This is a genomic window from Amycolatopsis anabasis (assembly GCF_009765355.1).
GTDB classification, from domain to species: Bacteria; Actinomycetota; Actinomycetes; order Mycobacteriales; family Pseudonocardiaceae; genus Amycolatopsis; species Amycolatopsis anabasis.
Map to the genome: position 1 here is coordinate 113,029 of NZ_VTHK01000014.1, position 24,464 is coordinate 137,492.

Here is a 24,464-nt window from a genome sequence, read left to right on the forward strand (position 1 = left end):
TCAAGCCGCGTTGCTCCATCCGGGGTTCGGCCCCGGGATTCAGCGCGGGGCCGAGGAGACCGAGGCGGCCGCGATGACCAGCCCGGACAGGTGCTCGATCAGGCGCTCCCGCGACACGTCCAACCGGCCGTCCAGGTAGGCGCCGCCGATCTCGGCCAGCGCGCCGACCATGGCCGGTGCGGTGAGCCCGACGTCGACCGGATCGGGCGCCCGGTCGCCGAGGAAGTCGTGGGCGAGTTCGGAGATCAGCGCGGCCTGCGCCTGCAGTGCCTCCTGGCGCCGGCGCTGCAGCGTCTCGTTGGTCATCGCCTCCAGCGCCAGCACGCGTCCCTTGCGCGGATCGCCGGTGAGCAGTTCGACCCCGGCGGTGATCACCGCGCGCACGGTCCGGCCGAAGTCGCGTGGCGCCTGGGCGACCGCCTCGAGGCAAACCCCGATCGCTTCGACCAGGACCTGGTCGTAGACGGCGAGCAGGAGCGCCTCGCGGTCGGCGAAGCTCTCGTAGAAGTAGCGCTCGGTGAGCCCGGCCCGGCGGCAGACCGTGCGCACGGTGGCGGCCGCCCAGCCCTGGGTCCCGATCACGTCCAGCCCGGCCTCGACCAGGAGCTTCCGCCGCTCGGCCCGGCGGTCCTCGGCGCTGACGCCGCGCCAGCTGCGGGTGGGGTTCGTGCGCATGGCTCCCAATCTTGACATCGGCCGTTGTCCATAGTCTATCGTGAAAGTGGACTACGGACGTTGTCCAAAGGAGGGCACCATGGGTTCGGTGCGCATGACGGATCGCGAGGCATTCGCCCTGACGCTCGGCCGGGACTCGGCCTCCTGGCAGTACGCGAGCGATGTCCGGGGTTTCCTGGTCGCCGGGTGCACGCTCCTGTTGCAGGTGGCGCATCCGACGATCGGTTCCGGCGTGCGCGATCACTCGAACTTCCGGCAGGAACCCTGGCAGCGGCTCTTCCGCACGCTCGACTACGTGATGCTGACCGTCTACAGCGGGGACGACGCGGTCGAGGTGACCCGCAAACTGCGCGAGATGCACAAGCGGATCAAGGGGGTCAACCCCGACGGCAGCCGGTACCACGCGCTCGAACCGGGCGCCTACGCGTGGGTGCAGGCGACCCTGGTCTACGCCCTGGTCATGGTGCACGAGCGGTTCGGTCGTGGCATCCGGCCCGACGACCTCGAGCGCCTCTACCAGGAATGGCTCGGGCTGGGACGCCTGCTCGGCATCCGCGAGGGGGACCTGCCACCGGACTGGGCCGGGCTGCTCGCGTACGTCGACGAGGTGGTCGAGACCCGGCTCGAGCACACCGAGACCGTGGACGTCGTGCTGCGCAGCATCGCCGCACCGGCGCGCCCGCCGAAACTGCCCGCGTGGACCGAGCCGCTCTGGCGCGTGGTCCGGGCTCCGGCCGCGCACGTGCTCACGCTGTGCACCGTCGGCCTCCTCCCGCCGGTACTGCGGGCGCGCTTCGGCCTGCGCTGGACCGCGGGGCAGGACCGCCAGTTGCGCGCCCTCGCCGCGGTGTCCCGCGCGCTCACCCCGATTCTGCCCCGGACCCTGCGGATCAACGGGCCGCTTTACCTCCGGACCCGCGCGAAAGCAATACCCCGGGACGAGTTCGCCCCGGCGCAGTACGCGGTTCGGAAATAACACCGAGCAGCGATCGTCTGCGGAAAGAAATTCCGCATATGCTCACCCGACTGAAGTCGATCATGTTCACTCGGTCGTGGTTTCGCTACTCTGGAGTTATGCCATCGGGGATGGGACGCACGCTGCGTCAGATCCGGCATGCTCGCGGCAAATCGCTCGCCGTGGTCGCGGGTTTGGCCGGAATCTCGCCTTCCTATCTGTCGCGGCTCGAATCGGGCGAGCGCGCGCTGGACCGCCGTTCGCTGATCGTCGCGCTGGCGAACGCGCTGGAAGTGGCGCCGAGCGAGCTCACCGGCGAGGCGTCCCGGGTGCCCGGCGAACTCGACGAGGACCGCTCGCTCAACGACGTCCGCCTCGCCCTGCTGTCGGTGAGCATGAACGAACCCGGGGGCCAGGTGGTGCCGGTCGAAATGCTGACCGCCCGGGTCGCCGACGTGCTCGACGCGCAGCGCGACTGCCGGTATCCCGTGGTCGGGGAGGCGTTGCCGTCCCTCATCCGCGATCTGCACACCACGCTGGACGCCGGGCAGGACGAGCGCGCGGTGTTGCGCCTGCTCACCCTCACGCACGTGCAGGGCACCCAAGCCTGGTTGATGGACGTGGGCGCCTCGCTCGATCTCGGCTGGCAGGCCGCCACGCTGGCCCGGGAAGCCGCCGAGCGGCTCGAGGACGATCCGATCTCGCAGGCGGTGAGCGCGTTCGGCACGGCGTTCGGCCTGCTCGGCGCGGGCGCCTTCGAACTCGCCGCCAAGGCCCTGGCGTCCCCCGAAGTCGGCACCGCGACCAGCGAGGACCAGCAGGTCTCCGGCATGCTCGCGCTGACCTCGTCCCTGGTCGCCGCGGCCAGCGGCGATCAGGGCGGCCGGACCGCCGCCCTCGACCAGGCCGCCGCGCTGGCCGACCGGACCGGCGAGGGGAACGCGCTGTGGTTCGGGTTCGGCCCGAGCAACGTCGGCGTCTGGCGGATGTCGGTCGCCCTGGAGATGGGGGAGAACGCCGAGGCGGCGCGGATCGCGACCACGGTGAACCCGCACGCCCTGCCGTCCCCGACCCGGCGCGCGGCCTACTGGCGGGAATATGGCCGGGCGCTGGCGCATCTGCCCCGCCACCAGAACGACGCCGTGCTGATGTTGCGTCGCGCGGAACAAATTTCCCCGGCCCGGATTCACCGGCATCCGTTCATGCGCTCGATCATCGCGGAATTGCTCGCGAGATCCAGGCGGGATTCGGTCGGACGCGAGTTGCGCGGAATGGCATATCGCGCCGGACTGCCGGTGTAGCCCATTCGAGTGTTTGCCACGCAGACAACATTTTCGCGGATTCGTGTTCCATTCTGCCCGGCGTGATACGGAGGTCCTCGGCACCGGGAGTCGGTCGTTGGATGGCGAGTCAGATCGGAGTACCACAGCGCGCCAAGCATTTCGTACCGCAGTCCACGCCGGCCGAGACCGACCACGACGGCTGGCCCGTCGGCTACCTCGCCGACTGCGGTGAACTGTGCATCCCCGCGGACAAGCGCTACCTCGCCGGGCTGCCGTTCTGCGCCCTCTGCAAGGCGCGGCACCTCAACGCCGCCGGGGAGCCGAACTGAACTTCAGTCGTGGCGATGCCGGTCGGCGTCGAACGGGAACGAGGCCCATTCCCGCCAGCGCCGCGCGAAGTCGTCCTCGGCGCTGTCGCCGGTCTCGGGTGGCGGTTGGGCGGGGTCCGGCTCGTCGCCGTCCGGTGTGCTCAGCCGCGCGAGATCGTCCAGGGCCGGTTCGACCAGTGCCACGCCGGTGGTGAGGCAGCCGCGCAGGGCTTTCAGATCGGCGAGCAGATCGCCGAGAACCTCGTGCCGCGCGGGTTCGTCGAGCACCGCGGGCGCCTGGTCGGCGAGTTCGTCGGTGATGGCGGACAGGGTGGTGGTCACGCGGAGCGTGTCGGCGAGTGCGGCGTGCAGGGCCTCGACATCCAGATCGGCCACCCGCAGCCGATCGTGGGCATCCTGCAAAGACCGATGGGCCCGGTGAAGTTCGGCGGCCACATCCGGGGACTGCTGCGCGCTCATCGGAGCTCACCTGTATTCCTCTACCTGGACGCACCAAAACTTCTATCGTGCGGTGCAGATTGAGTCAATGAGCCGATGTAGTTAACATGGATCAACGGTAGCGATTCAGTGGAGTGTCCCGTGGCAGGACTGCACAAGCTCGACGACGAGGACTATCCCGCCTACACCACCGGCCAGGCCGCCGAATTGCTCGACGTGCAACAGGCCTTCCTGCGCAGCCTCGATTCCGCCGGCGCGGTGTCGCCGCATCGTTCGGCGGGTGGCCACCGGCGATACACCCGGAGACAGCTCACCATCGCGGGCCGCCTGCGCGCGCTGTTCGACGAGGGGTACAGCCTGACCGCCTCCCAGCGCATCCTGGCCCTGGAGGACGAACTCGCGCAGGCTCGCGACGAGATCAGCTTCCTGCGCGCCCGGCTCGGTCTCGAGGGCGCCGCCGAAGCCTGATCGAGCGAACCGTCGCTTACTTCCGGACACGAATTCCGCTTGGTTCGAACGAAGTTGACACCGGCCGACGCGATCGACGCCTCACCCGGTCGGCTAGACTCCGCGATTGTGACGTCCAGCAGCCAGGCTCCGGTCCGCCGGCCGAGGAACCGCAAGGCCCAGATCGCGGAGACCGCCGCCGAGCTGTTCTGCGCGCGGGGATTCCACAACGTCGGGGTGGACGACATCGCCGAGGTCGTCGGCATCACCGGCCCCGCCATCTACCGGCATTTCCGCAACAAGCAGGAAATCCTGGTGTGCGCCGCCGAGGAACTGTGCGCGTTGGTCGAATCGGTCATCGAGACCGGCGCGGAAACCGGGGGGCTCGACGGCGCGTTGCGCGCGGCGGCCGCGGTGGCCCTCGACCGCCGGACGGTCGGCCGGTTGTACCAGTGGGAGGGCAGGCACCTGCCCGAAGCGGGTCGATTGGTCTTCGCCGGGCGGATCGAGAAGCTGATCCGCCGGCTGCGCGATCTGTTGCTCCGGAGCCGGCCCGCACTGTCCAAATCGGACGCCCGGTATCTCGTGCTGACGGCGCTGAGCGTGCTGGCCAGCCCGTCGACGCATCGGGTCAAACTGTCCCGGGCGAAGGCGGAGGCGATCCTGCTCGCGATCGCCGACGACGTGCTCGGGGTCGCCGAACTGCCCGCCGCGGGGAAGGCCGCCGACGAGCCCGCCCCGGGCCACGGCGCGCTGCTGCCCCGCCGCGAACGGCTGCTCGGCGAGGCCGTGCGCCTGTTCAACCGGCACGGCTACCACGAGGTGGGCATCGAGGACATCGGCGCGGCCGCCGGGATCAACGCGTCGAGCGTGTACCGCCACTTCCCGGGCAAGGCGAGCCTGCTCGCCGCCGTCTACTACCGCGCCGCCGAACGGCTCAACGTGGCGACCAACGACGTCCTGGCCGCGGCCGTCGATGCCGAGGACGCGCTGAACCGGCTGATCGAGTCCTACGTGCGGCTGACCTTCGACCAGGCCGACCTGGCCGCGGTCTACGTGTCGGAGAACGAGAACCTGCCCGCCGACGACCGGCACGCGCTGCGGGCCGCGCAGCACCAGCACGTCGACACCTGGGTGCGGCTGGTCGGCTCGGTCCGCCCCGGGGAGCCCGCGGCCGAGGTCCGGTTCCGGGTGCACGCCGCGCTCAACGCGGTCACCGACCTGGTGCGCCTGCGCGCATCGGCCCCCACCGGGCCGGAGCGGGTGACCACCCTGGTCGACACCATCCTGCGTGGCACACGGTAGGCGAACCGCGCCTAACAAATCGCAACCTTATTGGTTAGCGGTCGTTGTGTTGTTACAGTCACAACGCGAATGACCGTTAACCAGGAGGCGTCGATGCAGACGGCTGGAGTCGAACGGGGCGCTGTGGGCCGCGCCCTCGCGGAGTCCGGCGAGCTGGTCGCCTTCGCCTGGTACACGGTCCGGTCCGCGCTGCGGACGGTGTTCACCGGCCGGTTCTCCTGGTCGGAATGCCTGCGCCAGATGTGGTTCCTGGCCACCGTGACGACCGTGCCGTCGGTGCTGGTGATGATCCCGTTCGGGGTGGCCGTGGCGCTCAACGTCGGCTCGCTCGCCGCGCAGATCGGCGCCGAGGCCTACGGCGGCGCCGTGGTGGCGTTCCTGATCATCGGGCAGGCCGGGCCGATGGTGTGCGCGCTGATGATCTCCGGGGTCGGCGGCTCGGCCATCACCGCGGACCTCGGCTCGCGCAAGATCCGCGAGGAGACCGACGCGCTCGAGGTGATGGGCGTGTCCACGGTCGCCCGGCTGGTCGTGCCCCGCGTGGTCGCCGCGGTGCTGATCACCATGCTGCTCAACGGCGTGGTGATGGTGGTCGGCATCGGCGCGAGCCTGCTGTTCCACGTCTACGTGATGGAAGGGACGACCGGTGGCTTCCTCGGCACGCTCACCCAGTTCGCCTCGGTGAACGACTTCCTCTCCTCCGAGCTGAAGGCCGCCGCGTTCGGGCTGTGCTCGGCGATCGTCGCCAGCTACAAGGGGCTGACCGCGAAGGGCGGGCCGCAGGGGGTGGGCAACGCGGTCAACGAATCGGTGGTGCTGGCGTTCATCCTGGTGTTCGTCGTGAACACCGCGATCAGCCAGCTGTTCCCGCTCTTCGTCCCGGCGCGGGGGGAGTACTGATGCTGGTGGTCCCCGCGCCCGCCCGGCGGGCCACGCGTGCCGGGGTGGACGGCCTGGCCGCGCTCGGCGGGCAGTTCGTCTTCTACGCCCGCGCGATCGCGGCCGCCCCGCGCACGTGCAAACGCTACTGGCGCCACGTGATCCGGTTGATCGCGGAGATCAGCTTCGGCTCCGGTGCGCTGCTGGCCGGGGGTGGCACGGTCGGCGTGATCTTCGCGATGTCGTTCGTCTCCGGCACCCAGGTCGGGCTGGAGGGCTTCCGCGGGCTCAACCTCGTCGGGCTTTCCCCGATGGCGGGGGTGATGTCGGCGGTCGCCAACACCCGGGAGATCGCGCCCGCGGTGGCGAGCGTGGCGCTGGCCGCGAAGGTGGGCACCGGTTTCACCGCGCAGCTCGGCGCGATGCGGATCTCCGACGAGGTGGACGCGCTGGAATCGATGAGCGTGCCGTCGATCCCGTTCCTGGTCACCACCCGCATGATCGCCGCGTTCGTCGCCGTCATCCCGCTCTACCTGGTCGGCCTGTTCGCGTCCTACGTGGCCACCGGGGTCACGATCGTCAACCTCAACGGGCAGTCCCAGGGCACCTACGACTACTACTTCAACCTCTTCCTGCCGCCGCAGGACGTGGTGTACTCCCTGCTCAAGGCGTTGCTGTTCGCCGGGATCGTCACGCTCGTGCACTGCTACCACGGCTACTTCGCCTCCGGCGGGCCGGAGGGCGTGGGCCGGGCGGCGGGTCGCGCGCTGCGCACCAGCATCGTGCTGATCATGTCCGCCGACGTGCTGCTCACCATGCTCTTCTGGGGCCTGCACCAGACCTTGCCGGGAATGGGGCCGCAATGATGCCGGTCGACTCCCGCAAACGCTTGCGGTACGCCGCGGGCGGCCTGTTCGCGGTGTTCCTGCTGGTCGGCGCCGCGGTGACCGCGGTGGCCTACAGCGGAGGAGCGTTCGACTCCGATCCCGAGGTGACCGTGGTCGTCCCGGCCTCGGCGGGGCAGCTGAAACCGCAGTCCGCGGTCCAGTTCCGCGGGGTGGTCGTCGGCACGGTGACCGAGGTGCGGGGCGATGTCGAGGAATCGACGCTGACGTTGCGGATTTCCCCGGCTCAGCTCGGTCTCATCCCCGGTTCGGTGAAAGCCCGCCTGCTGCCGCGGACCCTGTTCGGCGACACCTACGTGGATCTGAACGCGAGCGGGCCGGCCGCCGAGCCGTTGCACGCGGGCGCCCGGGTCGCGCACGACGACACCGCGGCCACCGCTCAGCTGTACACCGTCGGCCGCCGGTTGTACGACCTGGTCACCGCGGTGCAACCGGCGAAACTGTCCGGCGCGCTGGGTGCGGTCGCCGACGTGCTGCGGGGCCGGGGCGCCGAACTCGGCGGGATGATCGACCGCGCGGGGCAGCTCGCCCGGGACGCCGGCCCGCTCACCGACACGCTCTTCGCCGATCTGTCCCAGGCCTCCGACCTGGCCCGGCAGCTGGCCGCGAGCGCACCGGACCTGTTCCGGGCGCTGGACAACGCGGTGTCCCTTTCGGACACCCTGGTCCAGCGCAAGGAGGATCTCCGGCGGCTGCTCGCGGCCGGGACCCAGGGCGCGGGGACCGTGGAGAACCTGTTGCGGGACAACGCGGATCGGACCATCCAGCTGGTGGGCAACCTGGACCCGATCCTGACCACGATGAACGACCGGTCCGGGGCGTTGCGGGACACGGTGACCAGCCTCGGCACCGCGCTCGACGCCGTTCGCGGGGAACTGTCCAACGGGCCCTGGCTGACCCTGAAGGCGCCGCTCACCTTCGACAGCCCGTATCCGTATACCGCGAAGGACTGCCCGCGCTACGGCAGCCTCGCCGGGCCGAACTGCGGCGCGGCGGCGCCCCAGCGACCGGCGGCCCCGCCGCCCGCCGCACCCGCGCCCGTTCCGCAAGGAGCGGTCGGTCCGGTCGGTGGCGAGCAGGAGAAGAAGACGATCTCCGAGGTGATGACCGGGCCGCCGGATCTGCTCAGCCTGCTGCTGGGCCCGTTGCTGCGCGGCGCGAAGGTGGTGACCGGCGGATGAGGCCCGCCCTGGTGCGCACCTCGATCAAACTCGCGGTGTTCCTGGTGATTTCCGTGCTCTGCCTGGTGATGGTGGTGAACACCCTGGCCAAACCGCTCGACGGCCCCGCGAACCGGTACTCCGCGGTGTTCACCGACGCCATCGGGCTGACCGCCGGGTCGGACGTGCGCATGGGCGGGGTCCGGGTCGGCCGGGTCGACGAGGTCGTCCTCACCGAGGGGCAGGCGAAGGTGACCTTCGACGTGGACACCGCGCAGCGGGTGCCCGCCGACGCGCGGCTCGCCATCCGGTACGCGGACATGCTCGGCGCGCGCAACCTCAACGTCCTGCCCGGCCCCAGCGGTCCACAAGCGACGGAGACCCTGCCGCCGGGTGCGGTCGTCCCGGTCGACCGGACCGTGCCCGCGCTGGACCTGACGAACCTGCTGAACGGTTTCAAACCGCTGTTCGCGGTGCTGGACCCGCAGGAGCTGAACCAGCTCGCGGGCGAGTTGATCGGGATCTTCCAGGGCCAGGGGCCGACCGTGCAGAGCCTGCTCACCCGCACGATCGCGGTGACCAAGGACCTCGCCTCGCGCGACCAGGTCATCTCCGGCGTGCTGCGCAACCTCAACTCGATGGTCGACTTCACGCTGGCGAAACGGCAGGACTTCCGGCAACTGCTCGACGGGCTGAACCAGCTCGCCGCCGGGCTGGCCGAGGACCGGGGGCAGATCGTCGACGCGCTGGACGCGGGTTCGGCGCTGGCCCGGTCGCTGTCCGGGCTGGTCGACCGCATCCAGCCGGAGCTGACGCCGACGGTCGAATCGGTGGACCGCGCGGGCAAGGCGCTGGCCGGCAACACCGAGCAGTTCAACCAGGCGCTGAACCTCGCGCCGGGCCTGCTGGACAACCTGACCCGCGCGGCGGACTACGGCTCCTGGGTCAACGTGTACCTCTGCAACCTCAAGCTGGACACGGGTCTGGGCAATCTCGACCTGTCCGGTGGGCCGCATTCGGAGGTGTGCCGGAAATGATGTGGCTGCCCAAGGGAAATCCGGTGCGGGCCGGGCTCGTCGGCGCGGTGGTGATCCTCGCGATCCTGGCCGCGGCCGTGCTCGGGCCGGCCGCGTTGTTCGCCGCGAAGACCGCGGACTTCCACGCCCAGCTGGCCAACGCGAGCGGGCTGAAACCGGACGATCCGGTGTATGTCGCCGGAATCCCCGCGGGCCGGGTCACCGGGGTCGCGCTCGCCGGCAACAAGGTCGACGTCGCGTTCCGGCTGGACCGGGACACCACGCTCGGCACCTCGACCCGGGCCTCGGTCAAGCTGATGACGATCCTGGGCCGCCGGTACCTCAACGTCGAGCCGTCCGGCGGGGGCCGGATGCGCGGCGGGGACACGATCCCGGTCGACCGCACCACGGTTCCCTACATTTTGGACGATCTGGGGCGGCAGGCGCGGCAGACCACCGAGCAACTCGACCTGCCCCGGCTGCGGCAGTTGCTGAAGACGTTCACCGAGATCGCGCCGAAGGAGCCGGGCCAGCTCGGCGAGGCGCTGGCCGGGGTCAGCGCGGTCACCCGCATGGTGAACCAGAACGACGACCAGATCAACCAGGTGCTGGCCGGGGCGCAGGCGCTGACCCAGTCGCTGCTGGAGCAGAAGGACACCTTCGTCTCCCTGCTGGGCAACGCGGATCTGGTGCTGCGCACCCTCGTCGAGCGCAAGGACGCGGTGACCGCGCTGATCTCCGACGTCGGCAAGCTCACCGACGTGGCCACGACCTTCTTGGCCGAGCACAAGAACGAGCTGAACTCGGTGCTGGACGAACTGCATTCCATCTCCGGCACGCTCTCGGCCAACGAGCGGAACCTGGCCGCGACGATCGAGAAACTCGGCCCCTTCTCGCGCTACCTGGCGAACGTGAGCGGCAACGGGAACTGGGTCGACGTGGCCGCCCCCTCGGCGGTCATCCCGGACAACGTCCTGTGCCTCGCCGGACTCGTCAGCGGGTGCAAGTGATGGGGAAGTGGTACCGGATCGGGGCGGCGGCGGTGGTCGCCGTGCTGCTGGTCGCGGGCGGGCTGTGGTACTTCCGGGACAAGCCCACGCTCACCGTTTCCGCGGACTTCGCGCACGCCGACGGGATCTTCCCGGGCAACTCGGTGAACATCCTCGGGGTTCCGGTCGGCACGGTGAAATCGATCGAACCGCGCGGCGGCACGGTCCGGATCACCATGTCCCTGCCCGCGGACACCCGGATCCCGGCCACCGCGCGGGCGTGGGTGCTGACCCCGGCGGTGGTCAGCGAGAAGTACGTGGAGCTTTCCCCCGCCTACGAATCCGGGGACGCGCTCGGCGAAGGCGCGGTCATCCCGGTCGAGCGCACGCATTCCCCGATCAAATGGGACGATCTGGTGCGCTCGCTGGATTCGCTGCTGACCGCGCTCGGCCCGGAGAGGCTGAACTCCGGGGGCGGTCTCGGCCAGGCGCTGTCGGTCGGCGCGAACCTGATCGACGGCAACGGGCAGCCGTTCCGGGACGCCGTGCGCGGTGTCGCGCAGGCTTCGGAACTGCTGGCCGGGAAGTCCGACGACGTCACCGGGCTGCTGGACAAGCTGAACCAGCTCGTGCAGCTCCTCGTGGACAACAAGTCCACAGTAGACTCATTGACCGGTTCGGTGAGTCAGGCGACGCAGCTGTTCGACCAGCAGCGCGGCGCGATCACGAACACGATCGGGCAGCTTTCCGGTGTGCTCGGGGACCTGTCCGAGCTGATCCAGCGGCACGGCAAACCGCTGACCGAGGATCTCACCAAGCTGAGCCAGTTGAGCGGCAGCATCCTGAGCCGCCAGCAGGCGCTCACCGAACTGCTGGACACCGCGCCGCTGGGCTTCGAGAACTGGACCCGCGCGATCAGCCCGGACGACCGGATCCGCATCCGGCTGAACATCTCCACGAACTTCGCCCAGTTCCCCGCGGGCAAGGCGCTGTGCGACCGGTTGCCGATCCCGTTCTGCACCGGCGCGGGGATCACCAATCCGATCCCGTTCCCGCCGAACATCGCCGGGTTGCTCGGGGGTGCGGCCCGATGAGCGCCCGGTTCAGGATCGCCGCGCTCGCCGTGCTGGTCACCGTCCTCAGTGGATGCGGGGTGAGTTTCCAGAACCTGCCGATCGGCCGGAACCCGGACGGCGACTCGTACCCGATCACGCTGGTCTTCGCGAACGCGGCGAACCTGCCGATCGGCGGCCAGGTCAAACTCGGCCAGTCGGTGGTCGGGCGGGTGAGCGACCTGGCGGCCAAGGACTTCCAGGCGCTCGTGACGGTCCGGATGACCAGGGACGTGCGCCTGCCGATCGGCACGAAGGCCGAGCTGCGGGTGACGTCGGCGCTCGGCGAGGAGTTCGTCAACCTCGAAGTACCGCCCGGAACTCCCAGCGGTTACCTGGCCGAAGGCGCCACGATCGGGGTGCGGGACACGGCCACCGGGCCGAACGTGGAGGACCTGCTGGCCGCGACCGGCACCATGCTGAACGGGGCCGGGCTGGACCAGGTCAAGACGATCGTGGCCGAGACGAACACCGCGCTCGCCGGGCGGGAGCAGACGGTCCGGGACATGTTCGGCGAGCTGAACGGGCTGCTCGGCTCGATCGACGCGCGCCGGGGCGAGCTGACCCGGACCCTCGACGCCCTGAACTCGCTCACCACCACCGTCAACAACGAGCGGTCGACCATCGAAGCCGGACTGACCAGGCTCACCCCGGCGATCCAGGTGCTGCTGGACCAGCGGGGGAGTTTCGAACAACTCCTCGGGCGGGTCACCACGCTGAGCCGCACCACCACCGAGGTGCTCGGGAAGACGCAGGACAAACTGGTCACCGAGGTCCGCAAGCTGCGCCCGGTGCTCGACGAACTCGGCAGCTTCGACCGGACGCTCGGCGACACGCTCGCCAAGGTCGAGCCGATGAGCAAGCTGTTCGCGCGGGCGATCCCGGGGGACTACCTGGACATGGACGGCACCGTGGACGTCCCGAACACCCTGCTGTCGCTGCTGGGCCTGCCGGGCGCGCTGCTCGGCGGCACGCCGCCACCACCGCGGGACCTGAACGACTTCCTGGCGAGGGGGACGCGATGAGCAGGGGCGCCCGGCGCGTCGCGAACGCCACGATCGTGCAGCTCGTGCTGTTCGTGGTGATCGCGATCGCGTGCACCAGCTATGTCGGGGTGCGGGTGCTCGGCGCGAAACCGCTCGGCGGCGTCTACCGGGTCAGCGTCGGCCTGGCCGACACCGGCGGGCTGACCCCGACCTCGGAGGTCACCTACCGCGGGGTGTCGGTGGGCAAGGTCGAGTCGATCCGGATCGACCCCGGTTCGGCGGGGGTGACCGCGGTGCTGGCGCTGGAGCGGGGCACCGACATCCCCGCGTCCAGCCGGGCCGTGGTCAGCCAGGAAAGCCCGATCGCCATCCAGAAACTGGACCTGCGGCCGGACAATGCGAATCCGCCGTTCCTGGCCGACGGGAGCCGGATCGGGAGCGAGGCCACCAGCCGCCCGCTGCCGCTGGAAACCCTGCTCGTGCACTTCATGCGGGTGGCCGATTCGGTGCACACCCAGGATCTCGTGACGCTCGCGAACGAACTTTCCGCCGGACTTTCCGGCACCACCGGGGACCTACGGCGGATCATGCACAGCGCGGACGCCCTGGTCGAACTGATGCGGCGCAACCAGCCGACCATCGTGAACCTGATCAACGGCGGCAAGTCCGTTTTGGACAGTACTGGTAGCGGTGGCGGCCTGCCGGAGATCGCGGCGTCGCTGCGGCGGTTGACCGCGGGTGTCCAGGAGCAGACACCCGCGGTGAACACGCTGCTCGACCGCGCGCCCGCACTGGCCGAGCAGGTGCTGCCGATGCTCGCGAGCAGCGCGCCCGCGGTGTCGGCGATGCTGGCGAACGCGGTGGGCGCCACCCGGATCGTGGCGCTGCGGACCCCGGCGCTCAACCAGCTGCTCATCGCGGCGCCGGAGTTCTTCGGCCGGATCGCCGACACCGTCCACCACGGAGTCGGTGACTTCTACCTGGTCGGCGCGCAGGGCGCGGTCTGCTACTACGACAATCCGCGGCGCACGGTCACCGACACCGCGCCACGGCAACCGAATACGCAATTCGGATGCCGTGGCGACCAGCCCGGCCTCCAGCAACGGGGCGCGGCGAACGCGCCGCGCCCGAAGGAGGAACCGGTGGCGGTGACGACCTACGATCCGGCCACCAACCGGCTGACCGCGCCGGACGGGCAGCAGATCCAGTTGGGTTCCGACGGCGGCCAGGCCAGCGTGCTCGGGCCGCGGTCGTGGTACGCCCTGATGTTGCAAGGAGCTCAGTGATGGTTGCGACCGAGACCAAGTTGAAGCCCTCGCCCCGGCCGCGGACCGAACCGGCCGCGGAACCGGTCGACGAGTCGAAGCGCTCGTTGTGGCGGAAGTGGTTGCGGCCCAAGGTGCTGGCGGTCGTCGTGCTGGTGCTGCTGGTGGCCGGTGGCGCGGTGTTCGGCTGGCTGCGCATCGAACGGCTGTCCGCCGCCGAGGACGCCCGCGCCGCGGCGCTGCGGTCCGGCACCGAACTGGCCACCATGATCTCGACCTTCGACGCCAAGGACCCGCAGGCGAGCGTCAACGCCGTCGTGGCGCACGCGACGGACAAGTTCGGCGCGGAGTATCGGGACACCTCCGGGAAACTGGTGCCCGTGCTGCGGCAGGCGCAGGCCAGTACGCAGGGGACGGTGCTGAAGGCCGCCGTCGCAGAGTCCACTGTGGACCGTGCCGTGGTGATCGCGTTCGTCGACCAGACGGTCCGGAACACCAACCTCAAGGAACCGCGGATCGACCGCAGCCGGATGCAGCTCACCCTGGTGCGGGCGGGCGACGACTGGCGGCTCGACGAGTTCACCCTGCTGTAGTCACTCCTCGTCCTCGGGAAGCTCGGTGCTGGGTGGCTGCCAGCCGGGGCCGGTTTCGTGCAGTTCGACCAGGTTGGCGAGACCGCCCAGCCAGCCCGCTTCGTGCTGGGCGGCGTTGTCGAGTTCGTCCGGGGCGAAGCCGCTCTGGACGAAGGTGAGGTGGGTCTTTCCCGCCGAATCCCGGAGTTCCCAGCGGACGACGGTGCCTTCGGAGTCGCCGTAGGCCAGGGTCCGGCCGGGTTCGAACTCGAAGATCTTGCCGTCCGCGCCGAAGGTCATCCGGCCGCCGAGGCGCGGCTCGATCTCCGGTTCCCAGCCGAACCACTGCTTGATCCGGTGCGGGTCGACGAGCGAGCCGAAGACGTCGTGCGGCGGTGCGTCGATGGTCAGTTCGATGCGGATCTCCGGGGCGCGGGAGCCGCTGAAGTCGCAGCGGGGGAGCGGGGCGCGGCCGCGCAGGTGGGCGTTGAGGTTGGCGAGTGCCATCGGCCAGAACGTGTGCATGGTGTGCAGCCCGTCGCGGCGACCGGCCGGGGCCATCAGTTCTTCGAGGGTGGGCAGCGGCGACTGGGTGAGCGTGAGGGTGGTGCCCCGGGGACCGGGGGCGAGGTCGATTTCGACGGTCGTCGGCTGGTCGTCGAGGGTCCAGGTGAAGGCGAGGCGGGTGCCCGGTTCGGCGTGACGGAGGCGGTGGTGGCCGCGGGCGCCCTGCGGGGTGTGGCGGCCCCAGAACTCGAAGCGGTCGCGGGGAAGGTCGATGTCGGCGTGTTCGGCCAGCCAGGCTCGCACCTCGGTGGCCGTGGTGAGGGCCCGGTAGGTGGTGGCGGGCGGGGCCGGGAGGTGGGCTTGGAGTTTGAGCTGGTTCTTCACGAAGGATAGTTTTTACGTACAAACTCCCTTTGTCAATGGATCCTGGATGATGTCGGACGTGTCCACACCTCGCCCCGTGCCGCCGATGAACGCCGACGAACGAGCCACGCTGGAGGGCTGGCTCGACTTCTACCGGGAAACCCTGGCCTGGAAGGTCGCCGGGCTCGACGACCCGCGGTTGCGGGAAACCTCGGCCGAGCCGTCGCCGCTCACCCTGCTCGGGCTCGTCCAGCACCTGTCCGAGGTGGAGCGGAACTGGTTCCGGCGGGTCCTCGCCGGTGAGGACGTCGGGCCGATCTACCCCTCCGCGGCGGGCCCGGACGGGCACGACGGCGGGTTCGAGCTGACCGAGGACGTGACCGCGGAGCAGGCGCTCGCCACCTGGCGGGCGGAAATCGACCACGCCCGGGCCAACGCCACCACGCGGGCCCTGGACGACTGCGGTGCCTTCCGCGGCGCCCAGGTGAGCCTGCGGTGGATTTACGTGCACATGATCGGCGAGTACGCCCGGCACGACGGCCACGCCGACCTCATCCGCGAGCGCATCGACGGCGCCACCGGGGTGTGACGCTACCAACCGGGGCGCCGCCGTTGCTGCCCGTCAGGCGTTGGCCGGGCGGTCGGTGCCCGCACCCCGGCGGCGCAGCGCCACCAGGTCGTGGCGCGCGTCGGGCAGGGTCTGCTCCGCCAGGCCCTCGATGACGAACCCCGCGTCCGCGATCAGCCGCCGATCGTCCACACCGGACTGTCCTTCGCTGGTCAGGTAGTCGCCGAGGAAGATCGCGTTGGCCAGATGCAGGGCCAGCGATTGCATACCGCGCAGGTGGATCTCGCGGCCACCGGCCAGCCGGACCTCCACGTCCGGGAAGAAGAACCGGAACAGCGCCAGGATGCGCAGGCACCGCTCCGGGGTGAGTTCCCAGTTCTGGCCCAGCGGGGTGCCTTCGAACGGGATGAGGAAGTTGACCGGTACCGAATCCGGATCCAGCTCCCGCAGGCGGACGGCGAGATCGATGATGTCGTCATCGCTCTCGCCCATCCCGAAGATCGCGCCGGAACACGGCGACAGCCCGCCTCGGGCGGCGCGCTGGACGGTGTCCACGCGGTCGGCGAAGGTGTGCGTGGTGCAGATGTCGGCGTAGTTCTCCTCGCTGGTGTTGAGGTTGTGGCTGTAGGCGTGCGCACCCGCCGCGCGCAGGCGATCGGCCTGCCCGTCCTTGAGCAGTCCGAGGCAGACGCAGATCTCGGCGTCGGGCTGGCGGTCCCTGATCGCGTCGATCGTGCCGGCGACGCGTTCGACGTCCCGGTCGCTCGGCCCGCGGCCGCTCGCGACCAGGCAGACGCGTTTCGCCCCGGCGCGCATCGCGCGGTCCGCGGTTTCGGCCGCTTCGCGCTCGCTGATCCAGGAGTACTTCAGCACGTCGGCTTCCGACCCGAGCCGCTGCGAGCAGTAGAAGCAGTCCTCCGGGCACAGGCCGCTCTTCAGGTTGATGATCGTGTTCAGCTTGACCCGGCGACCGAAGTAGTGCCGCCGGACCCGCGCCCCGGCGGCCACCACGTCGAGCAGTTCGTGTTCGGCGGACAGCACGGCCAGCTCCTCGGCCCGAGTCGGCGTTTCGCGGCGGATCGCTTTGGCGGCAAGGGAATCCAGGAACGTCATGCCGCCATCGTTCGGCGGCCCGGCCAGGCCCGGCAATGATGATCACCGACAAGATCGGCGGGACGCGTTTGTACCCGCGTCGCTCACCAGGCGTTTTGTTCCGCCGTGCAGGTGGTGTGTTCCGGCTGCGCAAGGCCCGTCCCACCCCGCAACGCGTCCGGCCGGGCCGTTCGTCGGAGTGGCATGGTCAGCTTTTCGGAATTGCAGAACGCCAAACCCGCGCTGTGGTCGGCGGCCGCGGACGATTGGATCAAGGTGGCGCAGGAGGCCGAGCGCTCCGCGGAGCACATCTACCAGCGGGGCACCGCGAAGCTGGCGGAGCACTGGAGCGACGCCATGGGGCAGCGGGCCAAGGCCGGAATGGAGAAACTGGGCAAGGAGTTCGAGGCCGCCGCGATCGTCGTCCGCGCCGCCGCGACCACCCTGGACGGGTTCGCGGAAGGGCTGGAGATCATCCAGCAGAACCTGAAATCCGCGGTCGCCTTCGCGCGCGGGCACGGCCTCACCGTGCACGAGGACGGGCGGATCACCGATCCGGCCGAGCGCAGCGACCCGGCGAAGGCGGCCTACGCCCGCCAGGCCGCCGCCCAGATCACGGACGCGCTCAACGACGCCAACCGGCTGGACCAGAAGGCTGCCGCCGAGCTGAACAAGGTCAAGGCCGCGGTGGGGGCCACCGATCCGCTGAAGGTGCGGGACACCCTGCTCACCGAGGCGTCCCAGAACCAGCTGGAACTGATCCGGGCCGGGCTGCCGATGGATGCGGATCCGCGAACCCAGGCGGCGTGGTGGAACTCGATGACTCCGGCGCAGCAGGCCGAGTTGAAGAAGGCCGTCCCGGTCGAGCTGTACGACATGCAGGGGCTGCCACCGGAGTTGAAGAAGGAACTCGCCGGGCCCGGCTACAACCGGGTCGAGATGATCCGCTGGGCGCGGGAGAACTGGAACGGCCCGCGGCTGCACGGCGGCAACGACTGCGCCAACTTCGTGTCCAACTCCCTGCACTACGGCGGTGGTCTGGGCGAACGGCAAGCGCGGTGGGGCATCTTCGACGACGACCACTGGGGGCAGGGCGAGCGGACCGGTTTCGGGCCGCTCGACCAGCGCACCCAGTCGGACTCGTGGCACGGCGCGAACGCGCAGCGGGACTTCATGCTCAAACACGGCGGCAAGGAGGTCGGGCTGGCCGGTGCACGGCCCGGCGACCTCATCTACTGGGAACAGTCCGGCGACAGCCCGGACCACAAGCGCGGCGAGGTCTACCACGCCGCCGTGGTCACCTCGGTCACCCCGGACGGCGACGTGCACTACACCCAGCACGGGCCGATGCGCGACGCCAGCCTCAACGGGCGGATCCCGTTCCAGCACGTCCACCACGGCAACGCGCGACCGGTCGTGGTGCACCTCGATCCCGACTGGGCGAAGAAGTAGGAGGAACCATGGCACCGAACATCCACATGAAACCGGACGGCGTGCACCAGGCCGGTGGTCAGCTGAAGGACCTGGCCGCGCAGGCCAAGGGCACCCTCGGCCGCCTGTTCGACAGCAGCGAAACCGCGGCGAACGGCTGCCGCGGTTTCACCACCGCGGGCGCGCTGACCGGCTGCGCGCAGTCCTGGCAGCAGCGGACGAACCAGCTCGTCGACGAGGTGGCGTCCGCGGGACAGGGCCTCGCCGCCGCGGCGGACAAGGTGACCGCCGCCGACGGCGAAGCCCTGCGCCGGTTGAACGCGGTGCTCGGCGAACTGAGGCAGGCCTAGACGCCCCAGTCCGGGCGCAGCGGCATGCCCGCCCGGCCCGAATCGTCGACCTTGACGCCGAGCACCTGGTGCAGCTCGATGTTGCGCTGCTCGAACGACAGCCGGGACGCCGCCATGTACAGCGCCCACACTCGCGCCCGGCCTTCCCCGGCCTCGTGGACGGCCTCGTCCCAGTTCTCGTCCAGGTTCGCGCACCAGGCGGCCAGCGTGGACGCGTAGTGCTCGCGCAGGTTCTCCTCGTGCCGGACCTCGAACCCGTTGTCCTGCATGGCCGCGATGATCTCGCCGACGCCCTCCAGTTCGCCGTCCGGGAACACGTACCGGTCGATGAACGCCTCCGACCGGTGCTTCTCGAACGTGGTCGGGTTCGTGATGCTGTGGTTGAGGAGGCGCCCCTCCGGGCGCAGTTTCGAAGCCAGGAACCGGAAGTAGCCGGGGAGGTTGCGGGCGCCGATGTGCTCGGTGAGCCCGATCGAGGAAACCGCGTCGAACCCGGTTTCGGTGACGTCGCGGTAGTCCAGGTGCCGGACCTCCGCCCGGTCGGCGAGTCCCTTGGCGACGATGTCCTTCTGCGCCCACAGCGCCTGTTCCCGGGACAGGGTGACGCCGAGCGCGCGCACGCCGTAGTGCTCGGCGGCGTGCTCGACCATGCCGCCCCAGCCGCAGCCCACGTCGAGCAGCCGCATGCCCGGGCGCAGGTCGAGCTTCCGGCAGACCAGGTCGAACTTGTGCGCCTGCGCCTCTTCCAGCGTCGCGTCCGCGGTCGGGTAGCACGCGCAGGTGTAGGCCATCGACGGGCCGAGCACCAGCTCGTAGAACCGGTTCGAGACGTCGTAGTGCCGCGAGATCGCGGCTTTGTCGCGGGCCTTGGAGTGCCGCAGCCCGTTCACCGTGCGGCGGAACCGGCCGGGCAGCTCCTCGGCCGGCGCGGGCACCCGGTCCAGCAGGTGCGGGGCCAGCGCGCGCATCAGCCGGAGCCGGTCGACCCAGCGCAGCTCGTGCAGGCGTGGGCCGAGCGTGCGCAGCACGGTGTACACGTCCCCGAAGACCTTGAGATGCCCGGTGACGTACGCGCGGGCGAGGCCGAGCTGGCCCGGCGCCGACATCAGGTAGCTCAACGCCGTCGGCGAGGTGACCTCGAGGCGCGTCGGCGCGTCCGCCGGCCCGGCCGTGCCGCCGTCGTAGGTGGTGATCGCGACCGGCGAATCGACGCCGAGGACGTGCCTGAAGGCATCGGCGAGTTTGGAACGTGCGGAACTCATATGATCCCCTCCCTGGTTGATCCGGGGCGTCACCGCCCGCGCACACATTTGTCGTAGAGGTCGAGCAGCCGGTGGTCCGGGTCGTAGCGGTCCTTGAGCGCTCGGTAGGCGGGTCCGTTGTAGAGTCGCCAGAAGTCATCCTCGTCGTAGAAACTCTCCGAATACAGCGATTTCCGGCCGCCCAGTTCGTCCACTTTGGCCTCGATCATCCGGTTGTAGGTACCGGCGGGCTCGCCCGGTCCGAGCGCGACCGAGGACCAGAAGCCGAAGTTGACGTACAGGGTGTCCGGTTTCAGCGTGTACAGCGGCCATTCCCGCTCGGTGCTGCGCTGCTGGATCGGGCACACCCACACCGGAGAGATCCCGATCTCGCGCTGGAAGAACTCGAGGAACTCGGCCGCTTTGCCCACCGGCACCTCGATGTCCTGGACCACCGGTTCCCGGGCGGGTTTGCCGAGCCGCCGGTTGAGGCGGCTGGTGATGCGGTGCCGCCGTTCGAAGGCGACCACCTTCCAGTACACGTCCGAACGGAGATACCGGCGGCCCGCGAGCAGGCGCACGAACCGGTTCTGCGCGCCCAGCGCCCGCGAGCACCAGAACCAGTCGGTGTCCCAGCGCCACAGGTAGTCGCGCACGGTGAGGTGGTCGGTCACCCGTTCCCGGATGGACTTGTAGTAGATCTCCAGCCACGTGTAGTCGCTGGTGCCCGGCACCCGGTCGGTGAACGTGCCCAGGGTCAGGTACGCCTCCCCGGGCCCGAATACGGTTCCGTCCGCGAAGTCCACCGGTTCGCCCTCGAAGGTCCGGGCGCGGCAGGCCTGTTCCAGCGCGGTGAAGTACTCGGCCGGGTCCTGGTAGCGGAGGTGCCGGAGCCGGACGTACGGGCGCACCGGTTCCAGTTCGATCCGCAACCGCAACGCGTAGCCGAGCGTGCCGTAGGAGTTGGGGAAACCCAGGAAGAGATCGCGGTGCTCGTTGTCCGGCCGGGCGAGCACGATCTCGCCGTTCCCGGTGAGCAACTCCATCTCCAGCACGGATTCGTGCGGCATCCCGTTGCGGAACGAGGACGACTCGATGCCGAGCCCGGTGACCGCGCCGCCCAGGGTGATGGTCTTGAGCTGCGGCACGACCAGCGGCATCAAGCCGTGCGGAAGGGTGGCCGCGACGAGCCGCTCGTAGGTCACCATGCCCTCGACCTCGGCGGTCAGCGTCTTCGGATCCACCTCGAGCACGTTCGTGAACCCGGAGACGTCCAGGCCCGGGGTGGCCGTCTCGCTGCGGCCGCGGAACAGGTTGGACGTGCGTTTCGCCAGCCGTACCGGGGCGCGCGGCGGCAGGGCGGCCAGCTGCTCGCGGAGGCGGGCTACCCGCGTGGCGTGGGCCTCGGAAACGACCTCGGATTCGCTGTCGGGCATCCTTTCATCCTGGTCCGCCGATACTCGGTTGTCGACACGGACGCGAGGAAGATCATCCGTCGGGACGCAGCCGGGGCGCCCGGATGGCGGGGTCGACGGTCGGCGCGCCGCGGTCCGATTCGAGTTCGGCGGACAGTGCGCCCGCCCAGGAAATCAGGCCAGAAATGTCTATTTTGTACGGTTTCTCGGCGCGATAGGACTCGATGTTCCCGGCTCCCCGGCGCAGCAGCGACGCGCCGCCGGTCGGGTTGCCGCGCGCCGCGTGGGTCAGGCCGACCGCGAGCTGGGCGAGGCCCCGCCACAGTTCCCGTTCCGCTTCCGGACCGGATTTCCAGGCGTCCTCGAACACCTCGTGCGCGTGGAAGGGCTTCCCGGAGTCGAGCAGGTCCTGCGCCTCGGCGAGGGTGTCCTCCGGGGTGCGTTCGATGCCTTCGGGCTGCCGTTCGACCCCCTCGGCGCCGTAGGGGAGCGGGCGGCCCAGGCCGTCCCGGGGGCGCGCGTTGCGTGCCCGGCCCTCGGGGTCGCGGTCGCGTTCGGTACCCACGCGGGTGATTCTCGCATCAGCTCGCCCGGTCCAGCTCCCCCGGCGCGGCGACGGGGAACAGTTCGGGAAGCAGGCGCCGGAACCCTGCCGGGTCACCAAGCACCCGGAACGGTGAAATGCGGCGGATCGCCGAGCACGGCGCGCAGCGAGGCCAGCGTGGCGGGCGGGATGACGTCGTCGCGGTCACCGGCGACGGTGACCACCGGCAGCCCGGCCAGGCCCGCGAGCGCGGCGGACAGGTCGGCGGTGCGCGCGAGGTGGCCGACCCGCCAGAGCGCGCCCGGATTGCGCAGGAGGTTCGGCACCGCGCCGCACAGGATCGGCGGGAGGGCGCGGGTGAGCCGGGCGATCGGCAGGAGATCGGCCTGCAGGCGCCACGCCCAGTCCCAGACCGGCCGTTCGCGGAGGCCCCGGCCCGGGGTCCAGGCGTCGCCCCCGATCGAGTTGATCAGGATCAGCCGGGCGACCCGCCCGGGCGCGGCGTGCGCGGCCTGGATGGCCACGCCACCGCCGAACGAATGCCCGATCAGCGTGCACGGCGTGGGAATCCCGGTGGCGCGGGCGAATTCCGCGAGCCAGCGCGCGTACCCGGCGAAGGTGCGGTCCTCCGGTGGCAGGTCCGCGGTGCCGCCGAAACCGGGCAGCGCGGGCGCGCAGACCCGGTGACCGTGGGCGGCGAGGCTTTCCAGCACCGGGGCGTACGCGTGCGGGGTCAGTCCCCACGCGTGCAGGACCAGGACCGGTGGCCCGTCCGTTCCGGCGGTGAGGTACCGGGTTCGGTGTCCGGATACGTCGATTCTTCCCCCGATGAGCATGTCGTCCCCCATGTTCGCTCGTATCTCCGGGAGTCGAAGGCGGGGCGAACCGCGTTACCGCATAGCATCGGAAATCTGATGAGCGCAACACTTGTCGCGAAGGGTCTCGCCGCCGGGCACGGCGATCGCATGCTGTTCTCCGGGCTGGATCTCGTGGTCGCGCCCGGGGACGTGGTCGGGCTGGTCGGCGTCAACGGCGCCGGGAAGTCGACGCTGCTGCGCACGCTCGCCGGAATCGCCGCGGCGGAACGGGGCAGCGTGCGGCTCACCCCGCCGGCGGCGACCGTGGGACATCTGCCGCAGGAACCCGAGCGGCGGCCCGGGGAGACCGTCCGGGCGTTCCTCGCGCGGCGGACCGGGGTCACCGGGGCGCAGCGGGAACTCGACGCCGCGACCGAGGCCCTGACCGAAGGGCACGCGGGGGCCGACGACCACTACGCCACGGCGCTGGAGCGGTGGCTCGCCCTGGGCGGCGCCGATCTGGAGGACCGGACCAAGGACGTGGTCACCGAGGTCGGGCTCACGGTCGACCTGGACCGGCCGATGACCGCGCTGTCCGGGGGCCAGGCGGCGCGGGCCGGGCTGGCGTCGCTGCTGCTGTCCCGGTACGACGTCTTCCTGCTCGACGAGCCGACCAACGACCTCGACCTGGACGGCCTGGAACGGCTCGAGCGATTCGTCACCGGGCTGCGGGCGGGGACCGTGCTGGTCAGCCACGACCGCGAGTTCCTGGCGCGGACGGTGAACCGGGTCGTGGAACTCGATCTCGCGCAGCAGCAGGTCCGGACCTACGGCGGTGGTTACCAGTCGTACCTGGAGGAGCGGGAGATCGCGCGGCGGCACGCGCGCGAGGAGTACGAGGAGTACGCCGACACCCGCGCGGCGCTCGAGGCGCGGGCGCGGACCCAGCGGGCGTGGATGGAGAAGGGCGTGAAGAACGCCCGGCGGAAGGCGACCGACAACGACAAGGTCGGCCGGAAGTTCCGCAGCGAGGCCACCGAGAAGCAGGCCGCCAAGGCGCGGCAGACGGAACGGCTGATCGAGCGGCTCGACGTGGTCGAGGAACCGCGCAAGGAATGGGAACTGCGGATGGAGATCGCCGCGGCCCCGCGCGCCGGCGCGGTGGTCGCGACGCTGTCCTCGGCGGTGGTGCGCCGCGGTTCCTTCACCCTGGGCCCGGTCGACCTGCAGATCGACTGGGCGGACCGGGTGGCCATCACCGGGGCGAACGGGGCCGGGAAGTCGACGCTGCTCGCGGCCCTGCTGGGCCGGACCCCGCTGGACGAGGGGCGGGCCGCGCTCGGGCCCGGGGTCCGGGTCGGCGAGGTCGACCAGGCACGCGGGCTGTTCTTCGGCGAGCAGCCGCTGGTGGACGCGTTCGGCGCGCAGGTGCCCGAGCAGACCCCGGCCGAGGTGCGCACACTGCTCGCGAAGTTCGGGCTCAAGGCCGCGCACGTCCTGCGGCCCGCCGACACGCTGTCCCCGGGGGAGCGCACCCGCGCCGCGCTCGCGCTGCTGCAGGCGCGCGGGGTGAACCTGCTCGTGCTCGACGAGCCCACCAACCACCTCGACCTGCCCGCGATCGAACAACTCGAATCCGCGCTCGCGAGCTATCCCGGCACGCTGCTGCTCGTCACGCACGACCGGCGCATGCTCGACGCGGTGCACACCACCCGCCGGATCCGGGTCCAGGACGGCCGGGTGCGAGAAGAACACTGACGCGGCGCGTTCAAGGGAACATTGGGCGCATTTTCGGTGTACGGCAAGTAAAATGTACCGGCCGTGTACGGCGGCGCGGGAC

At 70.4% G+C, this 24,464-nt stretch carries 26 protein-coding genes; 18 read left to right on the forward strand and 8 right to left on the reverse strand.

Annotated features, from left to right (window positions below; all coding sequences use genetic code 11):
• Window positions 1–39 precede the first annotated feature (39 nt).
• Window positions 40–675 carry a TetR/AcrR family transcriptional regulator gene (locus FXO23_RS20080; protein WP_158886900.1) on the reverse strand — a complete coding sequence of 212 codons (636 nt, stop codon included), beginning with the start codon at window positions 673–675 and terminating at the stop codon, window positions 40–42.
• A 79-nt stretch (window positions 676–754) separates the two neighbouring features.
• On the opposite strand from FXO23_RS20080, the gene FXO23_RS20085 reads away from it, so the two are divergent.
• From FXO23_RS20085 to FXO23_RS20095, 3 genes are all read left to right on the forward strand, one after another.
• Window positions 755–1,651, forward strand: a complete 897-nt coding sequence (locus FXO23_RS20085; protein ID WP_158886901.1) for an oxygenase MpaB family protein — start codon at window positions 755–757, stop codon at window positions 1,649–1,651.
• 98 nt (window positions 1,652–1,749) lie between these two features.
• Window positions 1,750–2,931: a helix-turn-helix domain-containing protein gene (locus FXO23_RS20090; protein ID WP_246257577.1), complete on the forward strand. Its 1,182-nt coding sequence runs from the start codon at window positions 1,750–1,752 to the stop codon at window positions 2,929–2,931.
• A gap of 101 nt (window positions 2,932–3,032) precedes the next feature.
• Window positions 3,033–3,242: a hypothetical protein gene (locus FXO23_RS20095; protein ID WP_158886902.1), complete on the forward strand. Its 210-nt coding sequence runs from the start codon at window positions 3,033–3,035 to the stop codon at window positions 3,240–3,242.
• A gap of 3 nt (window positions 3,243–3,245) precedes the next feature.
• Here the strand turns inward: FXO23_RS20095 and FXO23_RS20100 are convergent, their stop codons facing one another.
• A complete protein-coding gene (locus tag FXO23_RS20100; RefSeq protein WP_158886903.1) occupies window positions 3,246–3,701 on the reverse strand; it encodes a hypothetical protein in 456 nt (151 codons plus the stop codon).
• A gap of 120 nt (window positions 3,702–3,821) precedes the next feature.
• Here FXO23_RS20100 and FXO23_RS20105 point away from each other — a divergent pair, with 120 nt between their 5' ends.
• From FXO23_RS20105 to FXO23_RS20155, 11 genes are all read left to right on the forward strand, one after another.
• Entirely contained in the window at window positions 3,822–4,148 is a 327-nt protein-coding gene (locus tag FXO23_RS20105; protein ID WP_158886904.1) for a helix-turn-helix domain-containing protein, read from the forward strand.
• Between the two features lie 108 nt (window positions 4,149–4,256).
• Window positions 4,257–5,432, forward strand: coding sequence for a TetR/AcrR family transcriptional regulator (locus tag FXO23_RS20110; RefSeq protein WP_218952101.1), 1,176 nt, complete (start codon window positions 4,257–4,259; stop codon window positions 5,430–5,432).
• A gap of 93 nt (window positions 5,433–5,525) precedes the next feature.
• The gene (locus FXO23_RS20115; protein ID WP_158886905.1) at window positions 5,526–6,332 is read left to right on the forward strand and encodes an MlaE family ABC transporter permease; all 807 of its coding nucleotides are present in this window, start codon (window positions 5,526–5,528) and stop codon (window positions 6,330–6,332) included.
• Window positions 6,332–7,177 carry an MlaE family ABC transporter permease gene (locus FXO23_RS20120; protein ID WP_158886906.1) on the forward strand — a complete coding sequence of 282 codons (846 nt, stop codon included), beginning with the start codon at window positions 6,332–6,334 and terminating at the stop codon, window positions 7,175–7,177. The genes FXO23_RS20115 and FXO23_RS20120 overlap by 1 nt, the downstream gene beginning before the upstream one ends.
• The gene (locus tag FXO23_RS20125) at window positions 7,174–8,397 is read left to right on the forward strand and encodes an MCE family protein (protein ID WP_158886907.1); all 1,224 of its coding nucleotides are present in this window, start codon (window positions 7,174–7,176) and stop codon (window positions 8,395–8,397) included. The genes FXO23_RS20120 and FXO23_RS20125 overlap by 4 nt, the downstream gene beginning before the upstream one ends.
• On the forward strand, window positions 8,394–9,413 hold the full coding sequence (locus FXO23_RS20130; RefSeq protein WP_158886908.1) for an MCE family protein: 1,020 nt from the start codon (window positions 8,394–8,396) through the stop codon (window positions 9,411–9,413). Before FXO23_RS20125 ends, FXO23_RS20130 begins: the two co-directional genes overlap by 4 nt.
• Window positions 9,410–10,402, forward strand: coding sequence for an MCE family protein (locus FXO23_RS20135; RefSeq protein WP_158886909.1), 993 nt, complete (start codon window positions 9,410–9,412; stop codon window positions 10,400–10,402). The genes FXO23_RS20130 and FXO23_RS20135 overlap by 4 nt, the downstream gene beginning before the upstream one ends.
• Entirely contained in the window at window positions 10,402–11,475 is a 1,074-nt protein-coding gene (locus FXO23_RS20140) for an MCE family protein (RefSeq protein ID WP_158886910.1), read from the forward strand. Before FXO23_RS20135 ends, FXO23_RS20140 begins: the two co-directional genes overlap by 1 nt.
• Entirely contained in the window at window positions 11,472–12,518 is a 1,047-nt protein-coding gene (locus tag FXO23_RS20145; RefSeq protein WP_158886911.1) for an MCE family protein, read from the forward strand. The genes FXO23_RS20140 and FXO23_RS20145 overlap by 4 nt, the downstream gene beginning before the upstream one ends.
• The gene (locus tag FXO23_RS20150; RefSeq protein WP_158886912.1) at window positions 12,515–13,765 is read left to right on the forward strand and encodes an MlaD family protein; all 1,251 of its coding nucleotides are present in this window, start codon (window positions 12,515–12,517) and stop codon (window positions 13,763–13,765) included. Before FXO23_RS20145 ends, FXO23_RS20150 begins: the two co-directional genes overlap by 4 nt.
• Window positions 13,765–14,337, forward strand: a complete 573-nt coding sequence (locus FXO23_RS20155) for a hypothetical protein (protein ID WP_158886913.1) — start codon at window positions 13,765–13,767, stop codon at window positions 14,335–14,337. The genes FXO23_RS20150 and FXO23_RS20155 overlap by 1 nt, the downstream gene beginning before the upstream one ends.
• Here FXO23_RS20155 and FXO23_RS20160 read toward each other — a convergent pair whose 3' ends face one another.
• The gene (locus FXO23_RS20160) at window positions 14,338–15,207 is read right to left on the reverse strand and encodes an SRPBCC family protein (protein ID WP_158886914.1); all 870 of its coding nucleotides are present in this window, start codon (window positions 15,205–15,207) and stop codon (window positions 14,338–14,340) included. It lies immediately after the preceding gene.
• Between the two features lie 46 nt (window positions 15,208–15,253).
• Here FXO23_RS20160 and FXO23_RS20165 point away from each other — a divergent pair, with 46 nt between their 5' ends.
• Entirely contained in the window at window positions 15,254–15,775 is a 522-nt protein-coding gene (locus FXO23_RS20165; protein ID WP_218952102.1) for a DinB family protein, read from the forward strand.
• Window positions 15,776–15,808: 33 nt separating this feature from the next.
• Here FXO23_RS20165 and bioB read toward each other — a convergent pair whose 3' ends face one another.
• A complete protein-coding gene (gene bioB / locus FXO23_RS20170; RefSeq protein WP_158886915.1) occupies window positions 15,809–16,867 on the reverse strand; it encodes a biotin synthase BioB in 1,059 nt (352 codons plus the stop codon).
• 183 nt (window positions 16,868–17,050) lie between these two features.
• On the opposite strand from bioB, the gene FXO23_RS20175 reads away from it, so the two are divergent.
• Complete coding sequence (locus FXO23_RS20175) at window positions 17,051–18,298, forward strand: amidase domain-containing protein (RefSeq protein WP_158886916.1); 1,248 nt, start codon at window positions 17,051–17,053, stop codon at window positions 18,296–18,298.
• A gap of 8 nt (window positions 18,299–18,306) precedes the next feature.
• Window positions 18,307–18,627: a hypothetical protein gene (locus FXO23_RS20180; RefSeq protein WP_158886917.1), complete on the forward strand. Its 321-nt coding sequence runs from the start codon at window positions 18,307–18,309 to the stop codon at window positions 18,625–18,627.
• Here FXO23_RS20180 and FXO23_RS20185 read toward each other — a convergent pair.
• From FXO23_RS20185 to FXO23_RS20200, 4 genes are all read right to left on the reverse strand, one after another.
• Window positions 18,624–19,889, reverse strand: a complete 1,266-nt coding sequence (locus FXO23_RS20185) for a class I SAM-dependent methyltransferase (RefSeq protein ID WP_158886918.1) — start codon at window positions 19,887–19,889, stop codon at window positions 18,624–18,626. The two genes, FXO23_RS20180 and FXO23_RS20185, sit on opposite strands and share 4 nt — an antisense overlap.
• A gap of 29 nt (window positions 19,890–19,918) precedes the next feature.
• Window positions 19,919–21,304: an FAD-binding oxidoreductase gene (locus FXO23_RS20190; protein ID WP_158886919.1), complete on the reverse strand. Its 1,386-nt coding sequence runs from the start codon at window positions 21,302–21,304 to the stop codon at window positions 19,919–19,921.
• A 52-nt stretch (window positions 21,305–21,356) separates the two neighbouring features.
• Complete coding sequence (locus tag FXO23_RS20195; protein ID WP_179956815.1) at window positions 21,357–21,848, reverse strand: DUF309 domain-containing protein; 492 nt, start codon at window positions 21,846–21,848, stop codon at window positions 21,357–21,359.
• Between the two features lie 92 nt (window positions 21,849–21,940).
• Window positions 21,941–22,675: an alpha/beta fold hydrolase gene (locus tag FXO23_RS20200; RefSeq protein ID WP_158886920.1), complete on the reverse strand. Its 735-nt coding sequence runs from the start codon at window positions 22,673–22,675 to the stop codon at window positions 21,941–21,943.
• 66 nt (window positions 22,676–22,741) lie between these two features.
• On the opposite strand from FXO23_RS20200, the gene FXO23_RS20205 reads away from it, so the two are divergent.
• A complete protein-coding gene (locus FXO23_RS20205; RefSeq protein WP_158886921.1) occupies window positions 22,742–24,382 on the forward strand; it encodes an ABC-F family ATP-binding cassette domain-containing protein in 1,641 nt (546 codons plus the stop codon).
• Window positions 24,383–24,464 lie beyond the last annotated feature (82 nt).

Excerpts from the sequence above, each read along its gene's own strand:
- FXO23_RS20080 (WP_158886900.1), bottom strand. The coding sequence starts at position 675 with ATGCGCACGAACCCCACCCGCAGCTGGCGCGGCGTCAGCGCCGAGGAC.
- FXO23_RS20085 (WP_158886901.1), top strand. The coding sequence starts at position 755 with ATGGGTTCGGTGCGCATGACGGATCGCGAGGCATTCGCCCTGACGCTC.
- FXO23_RS20090 (WP_246257577.1), top strand. The coding sequence starts at position 1,750 with ATGCCATCGGGGATGGGACGCACGCTGCGTCAGATCCGGCATGCTCGC.
- FXO23_RS20095 (WP_158886902.1), top strand. The coding sequence starts at position 3,033 with ATGGCGAGTCAGATCGGAGTACCACAGCGCGCCAAGCATTTCGTACCG.
- FXO23_RS20100 (WP_158886903.1), bottom strand. The coding sequence starts at position 3,701 with ATGAGCGCGCAGCAGTCCCCGGATGTGGCCGCCGAACTTCACCGGGCC.
- FXO23_RS20115 (WP_158886905.1), top strand. The coding sequence starts at position 5,526 with ATGCAGACGGCTGGAGTCGAACGGGGCGCTGTGGGCCGCGCCCTCGCG.
- FXO23_RS20120 (WP_158886906.1), top strand. The coding sequence starts at position 6,332 with ATGCTGGTGGTCCCCGCGCCCGCCCGGCGGGCCACGCGTGCCGGGGTG.
- FXO23_RS20125 (WP_158886907.1), top strand. The coding sequence starts at position 7,174 with ATGATGCCGGTCGACTCCCGCAAACGCTTGCGGTACGCCGCGGGCGGC.
- FXO23_RS20130 (WP_158886908.1), top strand. The coding sequence starts at position 8,394 with ATGAGGCCCGCCCTGGTGCGCACCTCGATCAAACTCGCGGTGTTCCTG.
- FXO23_RS20135 (WP_158886909.1), top strand. The coding sequence starts at position 9,410 with ATGATGTGGCTGCCCAAGGGAAATCCGGTGCGGGCCGGGCTCGTCGGC.
- FXO23_RS20140 (WP_158886910.1), top strand. The coding sequence starts at position 10,402 with ATGGGGAAGTGGTACCGGATCGGGGCGGCGGCGGTGGTCGCCGTGCTG.
- FXO23_RS20145 (WP_158886911.1), top strand. The coding sequence starts at position 11,472 with ATGAGCGCCCGGTTCAGGATCGCCGCGCTCGCCGTGCTGGTCACCGTC.
- FXO23_RS20150 (WP_158886912.1), top strand. The coding sequence starts at position 12,515 with ATGAGCAGGGGCGCCCGGCGCGTCGCGAACGCCACGATCGTGCAGCTC.
- FXO23_RS20155 (WP_158886913.1), top strand. The coding sequence starts at position 13,765 with ATGGTTGCGACCGAGACCAAGTTGAAGCCCTCGCCCCGGCCGCGGACC.
- FXO23_RS20165 (WP_218952102.1), top strand. The coding sequence starts at position 15,254 with ATGATGTCGGACGTGTCCACACCTCGCCCCGTGCCGCCGATGAACGCC.
- bioB (WP_158886915.1), bottom strand. The coding sequence starts at position 16,867 with ATGACGTTCCTGGATTCCCTTGCCGCCAAAGCGATCCGCCGCGAAACG.
- FXO23_RS20175 (WP_158886916.1), top strand. The coding sequence starts at position 17,051 with ATGGTCAGCTTTTCGGAATTGCAGAACGCCAAACCCGCGCTGTGGTCG.
- FXO23_RS20180 (WP_158886917.1), top strand. The coding sequence starts at position 18,307 with ATGGCACCGAACATCCACATGAAACCGGACGGCGTGCACCAGGCCGGT.
- FXO23_RS20185 (WP_158886918.1), bottom strand. The coding sequence starts at position 19,889 with ATGAGTTCCGCACGTTCCAAACTCGCCGATGCCTTCAGGCACGTCCTC.
- FXO23_RS20190 (WP_158886919.1), bottom strand. The coding sequence starts at position 21,304 with ATGCCCGACAGCGAATCCGAGGTCGTTTCCGAGGCCCACGCCACGCGG.
- FXO23_RS20200 (WP_158886920.1), bottom strand. The coding sequence starts at position 22,675 with ATGGGGGACGACATGCTCATCGGGGGAAGAATCGACGTATCCGGACAC.
- FXO23_RS20205 (WP_158886921.1), top strand. The coding sequence starts at position 22,742 with ATGAGCGCAACACTTGTCGCGAAGGGTCTCGCCGCCGGGCACGGCGAT.